Origin of the sequence: Arthrobacter sp. DNA4 (assembly GCF_024362385.1) — a bacterium.
In the GTDB taxonomy this organism is placed as follows: domain Bacteria; phylum Actinomycetota; class Actinomycetes; order Actinomycetales; family Micrococcaceae; genus Arthrobacter.
On the sequence record NZ_CP101466.1, the window covers coordinates 3,407,878 to 3,420,231 of the forward strand.

Genomic DNA, 12,354 nt, shown 5'->3' on the forward strand with positions numbered 1-12,354 from the left:
CGCTCATCCGTCCACGGAGTTGGCTGCGAGCACGTTCGTTAAGGCTTCGGGCAGCGGGACGTTGGTAAGCTGGAGCAGGTCGATCCCGGCCGCGATGGCGGGCACGACGGCGATGGCCGGCATGACCGCGGCAGCGGCAGCCTGTGCGGCGGCGGCCCCTGCAGCCCGGGCGGTCCCGGGACTTTGGCCGTCTGGAACAGCCGTGCCGGCGGCGGCAGCGGCAGAGGCGTCGATGCTTGCCACGGCGATGGCCGGAACGGCGGTGCCGGCTGCCGCCATCTTGGCCATGGCCCGGCGGGCGGCGCGGCGGTAGAACCGGATGCCGATGAAGCGGATGACCACGGTGAGCGTGACCATGCCCCACAGCACCAGGCTCATCTGGGCCACGAAAGCGAGGAGGCCCTCGAACATGGCGCCGTCCCGGCCGAAGGTGGTCCCTGCAGGCACGGCGAAGGTTCCCAGGTTCGTCACCACAGGCCCTCCCCCGTTCCCCTTGAAGCTTGCGTCATTGTTGAAGGCTGCGTCATTGCCTTCCCCCTGTCTTGAGCAAGATGTCCGTTTTTGGGCTGTGGGGTGTCGCCGCCTGGGGTGCCCATGCACCAGGCGTTCGTGGAAGTTCCTGTCGTCAGCGTCATGGGAGGGCAGCGTCATTACCCTGCGGCTGACTTGATTGGGAGCGCATACGGAGCTCCGCATTTTGGGGTGGCAGGTGGCGCCTCAGGCAATTGGCGTCGCGCACTGCCCACCCGTTTATAGGTCAAAATTACGTATTCCTGCGCAGGCCCGACACGAGTAACGGGTACTCTATAAAGATTTTTGGGGCTACTTACCAAAAGGTTTTTGGGGGGACCGCCGCGTGCCCGCCGGTCCGGGTGGAATATTAGGTAGTTTGCGCAGTCCGGTGCGGGGGCCTAGGTATCCCCCCACAGCGGGCTTCCCAGGCAACGAAAAAGGCAGCACCCCGGCGGGGTGCTGCCTTTTTCGTGGACCGGGTTAGCGGCTCCTAGGCGTTGGCCTTGATGGCTGCGGCGAGGACTTCCAAGCCGTCCGCGAGCAGTTCATCGGTGATGACCAGCGGGGGCAGCAGGCGGATGACGTTGCCGTAGGTGCCGCAGGTGAGGATGATGACGCCTTCCTTCAGGCAGGCGGCTGCGACAGCCTTGGTCAGCTCCGGGTTGGGTTCCTTGGTACCGGCCTGGACGAGCTCGATGGCGAGCATGGCCCCGCGGCCGCGGACGTCGCCGATCACGGCGGTCCCGGCGCCGGCCAGTTCGGACTGCAGCTCCCGCAGGCGCGCCGTGGCGATGGATTCAATGTGGCGGGCACGGCCGTTCAGGTCGTACTCCTCCATGGATCCGATCGAGGCCAGGGCTGCTGCACAGGCCACGGGGTTGCCGCCGTAGGTGCCGCCCAGGCCGCCGGGGTGCACGGCGTCCAGGAGGTCGGCGCGGCCGGTGATGGCAGACAGCGGCATGCCGCCGGCGATGCCCTTGGCCATCGTCATGATGTCCGGGACGATGCCTTCGTGGTTGACGGCGAACCATTCGCCCGTGCGGCAGAAGCCGGACTGGACCTCATCTGCGATGAAGACGATGCCCTTCTCCTTGGCCCATGCGGCCAGCGCGGGCAGGAAGCCTTCGGCCGGGACGATGAAGCCGCCCTCGCCCTGGATGGGCTCGATGATGATCGCGGCAACCTGGTCGCCGCCGATCTGCTTCTCGATCATGGTGATGGCGCGCTTTGCTGCCTCTGCGCCGGTGATCGAGGGGTTTTCCTCGCGGTACGGGTAGCTCATGGGCATGCGGTAGACCTCGGGCGCGAACGGGCCGAAGTTGGTCTTGTACGGCATGGCCTTGGCGGTCAATGCCATGGTCAGGTTGGTGCGGCCGTGGTAGGCGTGGTCGAAGGCGACGACGGCGTCCCGGCCGGTTGCCAGGCGGGCCACCTTGACGGCGTTTTCCACTGCCTCGGCACCGGAGTTGAACAGGACGGTGCGCTTTTCGTGGTCGCCCGGGGTGAGGCGGTTCAGCTGCTCGGCAACGGCCACGTAGCCCTCGTAGGGGGTGACCATGAAGCACGTGTGGGTGAAGTGCTCCACGGCTTCCTTGACGGCGCCCACGACGGCGGGGTCGGAGGCACCCACGCTGGTCACGGCGATGCCTGAGCCCAGGTCGATGAAGGAGTTGCCGTCGACGTCGTGGATGATGCCGCCGTCGGCGTCTGCAACGTAGACCGGGACGCTGGAGGCGACGCCGGCGGCCACCACGGACTTGCGGCGTTCGGTCAGTGCGACGGACTTGGGACCCGGGAAGTCGGCCTGGACGTTGCGCTTCTGCTCCAGGCGGTAGGTGATGTCTGCTGCGGTGGTGGTCATGGTTCTTTTCTTTCTACGATTCCGGGTTTCGGCAAGCTCAACCAGCGGGAAATGGTCAGGCGTCGAGGGCGGACATCACGTGCTTGATGCGCGTGTAGTCCTCCACGCCGTACATGGAGAGGTCCTTGCCGTAGCCGGACTGCTTGAAGCCGCCGTGCGGCATTTCGGCGGTAAGGAGGATGTGGGTGTTGATCCAGACGGCGCCGAAGTCCAGGTCACGGCTCAACCGCATGGCCGTGCCGTGGTTGGTGGTCCAGACGCTGGAGGCCAGCGCGTAGTCCACGTCGTTTGCCAGGGCCACGGCTTCTTCCTCGGTGCTGAACTTCTGGACGGTGATGACGGGGCCGAATGTTTCCTTCTGCACCACGTCGTCGGTCTGCTTGGCGCCGGTGATGATGGTGGGTTCGAAGAAGTAGCCCTTCTCCCCTGCGCGGTGTCCACCCGTTTCGATCCGGCAGTTGGCCGGCAGGTTCTCCACCACGGAGGCCACGGCGTTGAAGTGGTTCACGTTGTTCAGCGGGCCGAAGTAGTTGTCTTCGTCGTTCTGCGAACCGGTGTGCAGGGTCCGGGTGTGTTCCACCATGGCTGCCACGACGTCGTCGTGCACGGAATCCTGTACCAGCACCCGGGTGATGGCCGTGCAGTCCTGGCCGGCGTTGAAGAACGCGAACTCGGCGATGGCCGCCGCGCTCTTCTTGATGTCCGCGTCCGCGAAGACGATGGCCGGGGCCTTGCCGCCGAGCTCCAGGTGGGCGCGCTTGAGACCCTTGGCGGCGCCGGAAGCCACCGCGATTCCCGCGCGGACAGATCCCGTGATGGACACCAGGCCGGGGACCTTGTGCTCCACCATCATGGCACCGGTTTCGCCGGTGCCCAGGACCACGTTCAGGACGCCCGCGGGCAGGATGTCGCCGGCCAGGCGGGCCAGGACCAGCGTGGACTCGGGGGTGGTGTCGGAGGGCTTGAGGACCACGGTGTTGCCGGCCGCGAGCGCGGGACCAATCTTCCAGATGGCCATCAGGAAGGGGTAGTTCCACGGGGCCACCTGGGCTACGACGCCGATGGGTTCGCGGCGGACGTAGGAGGTGTGGCCTTCAAAGTACTCGCCGGCGGACTTCCCCTCCAGGATGCGGGCGGCACCGGCGAAGAAGCGCAGCTGGTCGGCGCCGGCAGCCACTTCCTCGGAGGCGATGAGGGAGCGGACCTGGCCGGTGTTGCGGTGCTGGGCTTCGACGAGTTCGTCGCTGTTGGCCTCGATGGCGTCGGCAAGCTTGAGCAGCATCAGCTGGCGCTGGCCCGGGGTGACGTGCTTCCAGGTCCTGAAGGCGTCCTTGGCTGCCGTCATGGCCGCATCCACATCCGCCTGCACGGAAACGGGGGCCTGCGCCACCACTTCCCCGTTGGTGGGGTTGACCACGTCCAGCAGGGTGGTGCCGGCGGGGGTGACGAACTTCCCGTTGATGAAGTTCTGCAAGGTTTGGACCACGGTGTGCAACCTCTTTCGTAAGGGCCATCGGCGGCCGGGCGGAGACCAGGACGGATGGATGGAACTGCCTTGAGCCTATGCCAGCGCCCAAGCAGGGTGAATAGCCACCTGCACACCCTTGCCGAAGGGGTTTAGTGCGGTTGCCCAGCTCACGTTTATCCTTGCTTCATGGCCATTTCCCTTGCTGCCCTGGTGGGCGTGACCTCCTTGAAGCTGTCCAAGGCGGGCGTGGCGGAGACTACCTGGAACCAGGACATCAACTGGGTGGCCGTGACGGAACTCGAGGATCCGCAGCGGTTCCTCAACGGCGGGGAATTGGTGCTCACCACCGGCCTGCGGCTGCGGTCCGCGCCGGAGCAGCGCCGCTTTGTGCGGCAGGTGCAGCGGGCCGGCGCGGTGGGCATCGGGTTCGGTGTGGGGCTGTCGCATGAGGCGGTGCCGCCGGCCCTCCTGGCAGAGGCCAACCGGTGGGGCCTGCCGGTGGTGGAAGTGCCTTACGAAACCCCGTTCATCGCCATCACCAAGCTGGTGGCGGACGCCCAGTCGGCTGACCACTACGCCAAGCTGGAACGGCTCATTGCCGGGCACCAGGTGCTGGCCCGGGCGCTGCTGACCGGCGGCGGGCTCGCAGAGCTGCTGAAGAACCTGGGCGGCATGCTGCGCACCGACGTAGCGCTGACCCAGTTCACGGCGCAGTTGTACAACAGCGGCAGCACCCACCCGTCGGCCGATACCTGGTCCAGCTACCCCGTGCCCACGGGCCGGCGCGATGCCTGCACGCTGTGGGTCCGCCAGCCCTTCGAGGACACCGGCATCATCGGTTACGCGCAGAACCTGATCAGCGTGGAGCTGAACAACATGGTCAAGCAACGCCAGGCCCAGCGCGCCCTGTGCGGCCAGGTACTGGAGGACGTGATCCACGGGGCATTGGAGACCAGCGAGGCCCAGCGCCGCCTGGCCGGGGTGGGCGTGAACAGCACCCGCAAGAACGTGGTGCTGCTGGCCGTATCGGCCGCCCATGGGAAGGCGTTGGGGAGCACCTCAGTGCCGCAGGAGCTGGAGAAGGCGGTTGCCGCCGTCGTGGGCAAGGACCTGGTGCTGGTAGTCAATGACGACGGCGGGACGGCGCCGGCGCTGGCACGGAAGCTGAGCGACCACCTCGCCGAGGCCGGGATCCACGCCACGATCGGCATCGGCGGGGCGTACACCAAGCCCAACGGCCTGCGCTGGAGCTACTTCGAAGCCCGCGACGCCGCCAGCCATGGGCTGCCGGTCAACGAACCGGAACGGCTCAGCCTGACATCGCTGCTGCTGGCCAGCGAGGATGTCCCGCTGGCGGACATGGCGCACGAGTCCCTGAACCCGCTGCGGGCCTTCGATGCCGCGCACGGCTCGGAGCTGATGTCCACGCTGGAGAGCTACCTGAACAACAACGGCTCGGTGGCTGCGGTGGCGGAAGAGCTCACGCTGCACCGCAACACGGTCCGGTACCGGCTGGCGCAGATCACCGAGCTCACCGGCTATGACCCCTCCGTCACCGCAGACCGGGTGCAGCTGTGGCTGGCCCTGGCCGTGGCCCGGTTGTCCGCCCGGCAGGGCAAGTAGGCCGGAAACCGCGGTCCGCCTCAGAGGACGCCGTGGCCCAAGAGGTCGCGCGACTTCTTCCTGGCCTTCCGGTACCCGGCCCGGGCCGCCAGCATCCGTTCTTCCTGCTGGCTGAGCAGCTCCGCGTAAATGCCTGCCGTGGCGGGCTCGCTGTACTCCGCGGCGATGTCTGCCAGCAGGTCGCGGGCCACCACGGCGTCCTGGAACTGGCCCAGGACCTTCTGCTGCCGGCGGGCGGCCTTGGCCACCTTGCCCGCACGCTTGCCGTGCACCAGGGCCGCTGATTCAGCCACGTGGCGCAGCCGCTTGGCATCCTTGCGCACCCGGTGGAGGGCAAGTTCCTGGCCCCTGCCGCGCCGCGCGCCCTTGACCGCTTTGCGGGAGCGCTCCAGCCGCCTGGCGGCCTTGTCCACGGCTTTCGCGGCCGCCCGGCGTCCCGGGGCCACCGCGTCGGCGCGCACCGGCGGGTTGTCGCGGAAATCCTCGAGCTTGTCCAGGAGCCGGAAATAGCGCCCCGAGCCCAGGGCTTCCAGCAGGAGCCGGTACCCGGCGTCATAGTCCCCGCCCGTGCGCTGCTCCACCCGTGCCGTGGCCCCGGCGGTACCATCCCCCGGCTGCAGCCCGCCCAACTGGTCACGGAGCCGGGACCGCAGGACCTCGGCGTCGCGCGGCTGGCCGAGCAGCTGGCCCAGCCACTTCAGCTCGCTCCGCAGTTTGCGCACCGGCGATGCCCGGTAGAGCTTGGCGTACGCTGCCAGGACGGAGCGGATCCGGCGCGTGGCGGACCGCATGTTGTGGATGGCCTCCGGCTCCTCCCCCCGGACGGCGGCGTCGCTGGCGAGGATCTGGTCGATCTGTGCGGCCACATATACGGTGACGACGGCGGCGGTAGCGCGCGCTTCCCGGCCAGCAGGGCAGGGGTGCCTTCGGGTCCGGCAGCACCGGCGGGCGCCTCGCCGGCGGCGGCACGCTTGCCCGCTTTGGTGTCAGCACCCAGGGCACGGACCAGCTTCGAGGCATGGCCGGCGGGCCGGGCGCCGGCGGCTGCGAGCAGCTCCTCCACTGGGCCAAAGAGGTCCGGCCCACCGTGGACCAGCTCCAGCTCCCATTCGCGCCATTCCTGCCTTATGGCGTTGTCCCCGTCCCCCAGGCGTTCGGCGGTGACCTGGTCGTCCGCGAGGTCGGCGAGGTGGGCGCCGTCGGCCCCGTACAGGGGGTAGGTGGTGCGCCGGGTGTCCAGGCGCACCACCGGGACGGGGACGGCACCCCTGAGGTAGGCGTAAAGGTGGGTGAGCAGGGCGTCCGGGACGACGTCGGGCCGGCCGAGGGGTGCATGCAGTTCCGTCCGCTCCTGCGGTCCTTCGCCGCTGGCCGCCGCCTGGGGAGGCAGCTTCAGGTGCCAGCCCGCGTCCTTCCCGCCGGTGCGGCGGCGGAGGGTGATGCGGCGTCCGGCCAGGGCATGGGTGGGGGTGTCAAAGTACACCGCCTCCAGCAGGTCGGTGTGGGGCTTTCCTGTGCGGGCCACCCCCGCGGCCTGCTCCAGGGTCGGCACCACGGCGCCGGTATCGACGTCGTACTTCTTCTCAATCTCGAGTCCCCTGGAAGCCTCCACAGCCGCCCTTCCGCACCGCCTGGTCCGCGCCAGGCTCTCCGACAGTCCGTTGGCAGTCTATTGCAGGCACCGAAACCGGGAGAGGTTGGCCACAAAAGCGCAAACATCAAACGTCTAACCTTTAGGGTGGTTCGTATGCCCGCCACTCCCCCCGTTTCCGTTCCCACCGCCAACCAGGCGCCCGTTGCGGTGCCCGGCACACCGCCCGCCGGCGCCGCCCCGGCAAAGCCGCGCTCCGCCGTCGTCTTCGGCGTCATTGCGCTGGTGCTGATCGGGCTGAACCTGCGCGCGGGCATCACCGGTGCATCCGCGCTGCTGCACGACCTGCAGGCGGTGCTGGGTTACGGGGTGCTGGTGGCGGCGATCATCCCCTCCATCCCCACCCTCTGTTTCGCGCTGGCCGGTGCCGCCACGTCCTGGCTCACCGGCAGGCTTGGCGTGGAGAAGGCCATCCTCCTGTCCCTGGCGCTGCTGGCCGGCGGGCTGCTGCTGCGCGGCATCCCCGCCACGGGCATGCTGGTGGTAAGCAGCGTGGTGGGCATGTCCGGGCTGGCCATCTGCAACGTGGCAATGCCGTCCTTCATCCGGGAGCACTTCGCATCCCGGACGTCACTCATGACCGCCGTCTACACGGTGACCATGACCACCGGCGGCACCCTGACCTCGGTCGCGGTGGTCCCGCTGGCACAGGCGCTCGGTTCCCCGTCCGCCGCCGTCGGCGCCGTGGGCATCGCGGCCGTGGCCGCCTTCCTGGGCTTCCTGCCGGTGGCTCTGCACGCCCACCGCAATACGGTGCGGACCACGGCCGGGCATGTGTCGCCCTGGCCGCTGCTGCGGACCCGCAAGGGGCAGCTCCTCACCGCGATCTTCACCCTGCAGGCCCTGCTGGCGTACGCCTTGTTGAGCTGGTTCCCGTACATGCTCACCACCATGGGCCTGAGCGCCTCGGACAGCGGGCTGATGTTCGGCCTCATGCAGCTGGTCTCCGTCCCCGCGGGCATGGTGCTGATAGCCATCGGCGCCCGGCCCCGGATGCTGCGTCCGGCGTTCTACCTGGTGAGCATCACCATGGCCGTGGGAATTGCGGCGCTGCTGGTCCTCCCCGTCGCCCTGGCGGCCGTCCCCGCTGTCCTGCTGGGCTTCGGCCTGGGCATTTTCCCTCTGGTCATGGTGATGATCAGCCGCAGCGGCACCAGCACCGCCGAGACCACCGCCCTCTCCACACTGGCCCAGTCCTCCGGTTACCTGCTGGCCACCGCGGGCCCGTTCGGCATGGGCCTGCTGCACAGCGCCACCGGCGGCTGGTCCCTGCCGCTGGTGCTGCTGCTGGCACTGGCCCTGGTCCAGATCGTGGTGTCCCACCTGATCACCGGCCCAGCGATGTCCGGCAAGCCCGCGGAGAGGAAGTAATCCCATGACCCTGAGTCCTTCCGTCCGTCCGCCGCTCGCGGCCGAGGTCACGGCCAAGCTGCGGGGCATGGTCCACTCCGGCGAGTGGCCGCTGAACCAGCGCATCCCGTCCGAACCTGAGCTCATGGCCAGGCTGGGGGTTTCCCGCGGCACCCTCCGCGAAGCGGTCAAGGCCCTTGCCCACGGGGGAATGCTGGAGGTGCGGCGGGGGGACGGCACCTACGTGCGCGCCACGAGCGAAATGTCCGGCGCCGCGCGCCGCATGTACCAGGACCACACCGAGCAGCACATCCTGGAGGTCCGGCTGGGCCTGGACACCCAGGCTGCCCGGCTGGCCGCGCGCAACGCAACGGACGACGACGTCGCCGCCCTGGGGGCCCTCCTCGCCACCCGGGACCAGGCCTGGAACAACGGCGACTTCGAAGCCTGGGCGGACGCGGACTGGAGCTTCCACGAGGGCATCGCCCGGGCGTCCGGCAACCCGCTGCTGCACGAGCTGTACGCCAGCTTCGGAACCGTGTTCCACCAGGACCTGCTCACGCAGCAGCGCCGGTCGGGGTTCAACGGACTCCCCCGCGACGGCCACGAAACACTGCTCGACGCCATCGCCCAGCGGGACGAAGACGCTGCCGTGGCCAGTGTGAACCGGAACCTGAACTCGTGCGCGGAGTGGCTGGCGGAGTAACCCGGCCCTGCGCCCCGCCCTGTCCACCCCGTGGGCATGCCGGCGGCCCGGCACTGTGGTGCCGGGCCGTCGTCGTCCGCTCTATGTCTGGCTGGTAGCGCTAGTCGCGGCGCAGGCCCGAAAGGACGTTCTTGGGGCGCTGCATCTCGCCGTGCTTGGCGCCGAGGATGATCACCAGGGCAGCGAAACCGGGGATGGCCCACTGCAGTGCCTTGAGCTGCTGCTGGGCCGACTTCAGCTCGTCCGAGGCTGCACCGTGCGGCTCGGTGGCACCTTCGGCACCCTCACCGGCCAGCTTCTCCACCTTCTTGCCCAGGATGCCCGAGTACAGGGTCACTGCGGCGCCCACCACGGTCACGGCCGTCTTGATGACGGTGTCGCGGGCCACGCCCTCCTGCTTGGCGATGCGGCCCTTGTTCTCCCACGCAATGGCCAGGTCCGCCACCAGGTGGGAGGCGAAGGCTGCGGTCTGGAACGGTGCCCACTTCATCCAGCCGGCGCTGGAAAGCCGGGTGCGCTCTGCGGGGTCCTTGGCCTGGGCCGCTGCCCCGTTGAGTCCGATGGCGCCCATCAGGGATCCACCAAACCATGCTGCTGCCGTCAGGTCGTGAACTGAACGGGCAATGAGATTTCCTGCCATGATGTGCATTCCTAACGTTATGGACTGGTTCCGTGTTGCCGCTGTGCCGCGGACTCCACCTGCCGTGTTCCTTCGAGGTATGGTCCGCCCATGGTAAGCACACTTACTAATATTACGAAACCCCATCCCCGAGAGGGGCAACCGCGTAATATCGTCGCCATGAGAAATACAGGGACATTGTTCGGCTGGGCCTTCGGGGACCCCGCCCGTGGAAGTGACGGCGGCTACGTGGACGGACTGCAGCGCGAGGCGCTGGGGAACGCCAGGGAAACGGCAAAGGCCAAGGGCGTTGGCGTTGTAGCCGGTTCGGAGGTGTTCACCGTCCTCAGCGCGGACGATTCCCTGGTGGAGCTGGACAACGCCCCCGGCCAGCTGGTGGTCCGCTGCACCGTACACGTGGAGGGACCCGGCGCAGAGAAGCTGCGGGCCGAAGGCCCCATGAACGGCTAAGAGATGTCCGACGGCGAATCCACCCTCAGCCAGGCAGCGGACGCTGTCGAGGACGCGTCCAATGCCAAAGCCCTGGACGTCCTGGCCCGTTCCGGATTCGCCGTCATGGCGCTGCTCCACATCATCGTAGGGGTCATCGCCATCGCCATCGCGTTCGGCCACCCCGGCGATGCCGAGGCCACCGGCGCCATCGCCCGGCTGGCGGACAACCCGTGGGGTCCCCTCGTCATGTGGGGATGCGTGGCCGCCTGCCTGGGCCTTGCGCTGTGGCAGGCCAGTGAAGCGACGCTGCGGGCCAGGAGCCTTCCCCGCAAGGAACGGCTGGCCAAGCTGGTGTCCTCGGGATTCCTGGCCATCGCGTACGGCAGCGTGGGGCTGACCTTCGCAGGCTTCGCGTTGGGGCAGCGCAGCGACTCGGGCGACAATACCCGGGACTTCAGCGCCAGCCTGATGGCCAACCCCGTGGGGCCGTGGGTCCTCGTCGCCCTCGGCCTTACCATCCTCGGCATCGGCATCTACTTCGAGGTCAAGGGAATCCGGCGCGGGTTCAAGGAAGAGCTGTTCCACTTCGAGGGCACCCGCCGCGGCAGGCTCATCGACAGCCTGGGCGTCACCGGCCATGTGGCCAAAGGTGTGGCGCTGAACCTCACCGGACTCCTGTTCATCATCGCCGCCGCCAGGGACCGGCCGGACGAATCCACCGGGCTGGACGGCAGCCTCAAGGCCCTGCAGGGCCACCCGTTCGGGCCCACCCTGCTAGTGGCCATTGGTGCAGGGTTTATCGCCTACGGGATCTTCGCGCTGATCCGGGCCCGCTTTGGCCGCATGTAGTTCCGGGGTTTGTGGGTAGGGAGGAAGTATGACCCAGCAGCTGCGCGTTAGTTCCGCCGTGACTTCCAGTGCCGGCCAGGCCTTCGCCGGCCTCTTCCGGCTCCTGAAACTCGCCAGGCCGGACCGGCCCATCCACCCGCAGGGGCTGGGCCTGCACGGAACGTTGACCAGGACCGGCAACCCGTCCGGCCCCTGCGGCATCGACTGGCTGGACGCGCCCGGTACGGACCAGGTTGTGGCCCGCTTCTCCAGGTCAGTAGGGCTGCCGCAGGCGCTGGCGGACATCCTTGGCCTGGCCCTGCGGGTTTCGCCGCCCGGCGCCGGCGGCCCCGCGGACGTGCTGTTTGCCTCCACCGGCTGGGGGCTGCCGGGCCGGTTCCTGCTGGTGCCGCGCCTGGATGTTGCAGGAGCCTCCATGACCACGCTGATGCCCTACCGCGGAAGCCGGGGCCCCGTGCTGTTGGGACTCCAGACGCGGAGCCTTCCGCCGGGTTCGCTGGCGTCCGGTGAATGGGTGCTGGGACTGCACTGGGCCACACCGGGCGGACGCTGGCGGGAATGCGGCGAAGTGCGGCTGCAGGCCGGTGCCAGTCCCACCGACATCCCGCTGCGTTTCGATCCCCTGGAGCACCAGCCGCCCGGGGCGCAGGCCTACAGCTGGACCCGGCGGCTGCGGAAGCCGTCCTACCGGGCCGCACGGCGGCCCGCACCTCCCGCCGTCGGACGCCCGCCAGAATCCCCCGCATCGCCCGGGAAAAGCACTACCGCAACCGGAAGGAACTCCATGTCCACCGTCTCGCAGCTGTTCAAAACCCCCTCTGCCGACGTTTGGCGGGTGATCGCCGACGGCTGGCTGTACTCCGGCTGGGTGGTGGGCGCGTCCCGGATCAGGGATGTGGACGCCGAATGGCCAAGGGTGGGCGCCCAACTCCACCATTCGGTGGGAGCCTGGCCGCTGGTGATCGACGACAGCAGCCGCGTGACCGCCGTCGAGCCCGGCCGCTCGCTGGAACTGGTGGCACGCGGCTGGCCCATGGGCGAGGCCAAGGTGGAGATGACACTGGAGGACCGCGGCAACCAGTGCCTGGTGACCATCGCTGAGGACGCCATCCGGGGGCCCGGCAAGCTGATGCCCAAGTTCCTGCGCGATCCCATGATTTCCGCCCGGAACCGGGAGACCCTGCGCCGCCTGGAGCTCATGGCCATCGGCGGCGCGGGGAAATAGCGCATCAGGGTTAAAGGGTTGTTAAACGCCGGAACC

The 12,354-nt window shown here is 68.6% G+C and carries 11 protein-coding genes and 1 pseudogene; 6 read left to right on the plus strand and 6 right to left on the minus strand.

Translation table 11 applies throughout. The features are described from left to right. Positions 1–3 precede the first annotated feature (3 nt). From NMQ03_RS15740 to NMQ03_RS15750, 3 genes are all read right to left on the minus strand, one after another. The gene (locus NMQ03_RS15740) at positions 4–474 is read right to left on the minus strand and encodes a hypothetical protein (RefSeq protein WP_255172946.1); all 471 of its coding nucleotides are present in this window, start codon (positions 472–474) and stop codon (positions 4–6) included. Positions 475–1,003: 529 nt separating this feature from the next. Beyond that, positions 1,004–2,374: a 4-aminobutyrate--2-oxoglutarate transaminase gene (gene gabT, locus NMQ03_RS15745; protein ID WP_255172947.1), complete on the minus strand. Its 1,371-nt coding sequence runs from the start codon at positions 2,372–2,374 to the stop codon at positions 1,004–1,006. 55 nt (positions 2,375–2,429) lie between these two features. After that, positions 2,430–3,860, minus strand: coding sequence for a gamma-aminobutyraldehyde dehydrogenase (locus tag NMQ03_RS15750; protein ID WP_255172948.1), 1,431 nt, complete (start codon positions 3,858–3,860; stop codon positions 2,430–2,432). Positions 3,861–4,028: 168 nt separating this feature from the next. Here NMQ03_RS15750 and NMQ03_RS15755 point away from each other — a divergent pair, with 168 nt between their 5' ends. Continuing rightward, positions 4,029–5,465 carry a PucR family transcriptional regulator gene (locus tag NMQ03_RS15755; protein ID WP_159631190.1) on the plus strand — a complete coding sequence of 479 codons (1,437 nt, stop codon included), beginning with the start codon at positions 4,029–4,031 and terminating at the stop codon, positions 5,463–5,465. 20 nt (positions 5,466–5,485) lie between these two features. On the opposite strand, the gene NMQ03_RS15760 is transcribed toward NMQ03_RS15755, so the two are convergent. Both NMQ03_RS15760 and NMQ03_RS15765 read right to left on the minus strand, forming a co-directional pair. Then, the gene (locus tag NMQ03_RS15760; protein ID WP_255172949.1) at positions 5,486–6,331 is read right to left on the minus strand and encodes a CHAD domain-containing protein; all 846 of its coding nucleotides are present in this window, start codon (positions 6,329–6,331) and stop codon (positions 5,486–5,488) included. Between the two features lie 287 nt (positions 6,332–6,618). Continuing rightward, positions 6,619–7,077, minus strand: a pseudogene (locus NMQ03_RS15765) (CYTH domain-containing protein); the annotation flags it as partial. 135 nt (positions 7,078–7,212) lie between these two features. On the opposite strand from NMQ03_RS15765, the gene NMQ03_RS15770 reads away from it, so the two are divergent. Continuing rightward, a complete protein-coding gene (locus tag NMQ03_RS15770; protein ID WP_255172950.1) occupies positions 7,213–8,487 on the plus strand; it encodes a CynX/NimT family MFS transporter in 1,275 nt (424 codons plus the stop codon). 4 nt (positions 8,488–8,491) lie between these two features. Next, positions 8,492–9,172, plus strand: a complete 681-nt coding sequence (locus NMQ03_RS15775) for a FadR/GntR family transcriptional regulator (protein WP_255172951.1) — start codon at positions 8,492–8,494, stop codon at positions 9,170–9,172. A gap of 100 nt (positions 9,173–9,272) precedes the next feature. Here NMQ03_RS15775 and NMQ03_RS15780 read toward each other — a convergent pair whose 3' ends face one another. Further along, positions 9,273–9,812, minus strand: coding sequence for a hypothetical protein (locus NMQ03_RS15780; RefSeq protein ID WP_255172952.1), 540 nt, complete (start codon positions 9,810–9,812; stop codon positions 9,273–9,275). 159 nt (positions 9,813–9,971) lie between these two features. Here NMQ03_RS15780 and NMQ03_RS15785 point away from each other — a divergent pair, with 159 nt between their 5' ends. Genes NMQ03_RS15785 through NMQ03_RS15795 form a run of 3 tightly spaced genes read left to right on the plus strand, consistent with a single transcriptional unit; the run spans position 9,972 to position 12,318 of the window. Next, complete coding sequence (locus NMQ03_RS15785) at positions 9,972–10,262, plus strand: hypothetical protein (protein WP_255172953.1); 291 nt, start codon at positions 9,972–9,974, stop codon at positions 10,260–10,262. 3 nt (positions 10,263–10,265) lie between these two features. After that, on the plus strand, positions 10,266–11,093 hold the full coding sequence (locus NMQ03_RS15790; RefSeq protein ID WP_255172954.1) for a DUF1206 domain-containing protein: 828 nt from the start codon (positions 10,266–10,268) through the stop codon (positions 11,091–11,093). 28 nt (positions 11,094–11,121) lie between these two features. Further along, the gene (locus NMQ03_RS15795) at positions 11,122–12,318 is read left to right on the plus strand and encodes an SRPBCC family protein (RefSeq protein WP_255172955.1); all 1,197 of its coding nucleotides are present in this window, start codon (positions 11,122–11,124) and stop codon (positions 12,316–12,318) included. Positions 12,319–12,354: the final 36 nt, after the last annotated feature.

Excerpts from the sequence above, each read along its gene's own strand:
- gabT (WP_255172947.1), bottom strand. The coding sequence starts at position 2,374 with ATGACCACCACCGCAGCAGACATCACCTACCGCCTGGAGCAGAAGCGC.
- NMQ03_RS15755 (WP_159631190.1), top strand. The coding sequence starts at position 4,029 with ATGGCCATTTCCCTTGCTGCCCTGGTGGGCGTGACCTCCTTGAAGCTG.
- NMQ03_RS15770 (WP_255172950.1), top strand. The coding sequence starts at position 7,213 with ATGCCCGCCACTCCCCCCGTTTCCGTTCCCACCGCCAACCAGGCGCCC.
- NMQ03_RS15775 (WP_255172951.1), top strand. The coding sequence starts at position 8,492 with ATGACCCTGAGTCCTTCCGTCCGTCCGCCGCTCGCGGCCGAGGTCACG.
- NMQ03_RS15780 (WP_255172952.1), bottom strand. The coding sequence starts at position 9,812 with ATGGCAGGAAATCTCATTGCCCGTTCAGTTCACGACCTGACGGCAGCA.
- NMQ03_RS15785 (WP_255172953.1), top strand. The coding sequence starts at position 9,972 with ATGAGAAATACAGGGACATTGTTCGGCTGGGCCTTCGGGGACCCCGCC.
- NMQ03_RS15790 (WP_255172954.1), top strand. The coding sequence starts at position 10,266 with ATGTCCGACGGCGAATCCACCCTCAGCCAGGCAGCGGACGCTGTCGAG.
- NMQ03_RS15795 (WP_255172955.1), top strand. The coding sequence starts at position 11,122 with ATGACCCAGCAGCTGCGCGTTAGTTCCGCCGTGACTTCCAGTGCCGGC.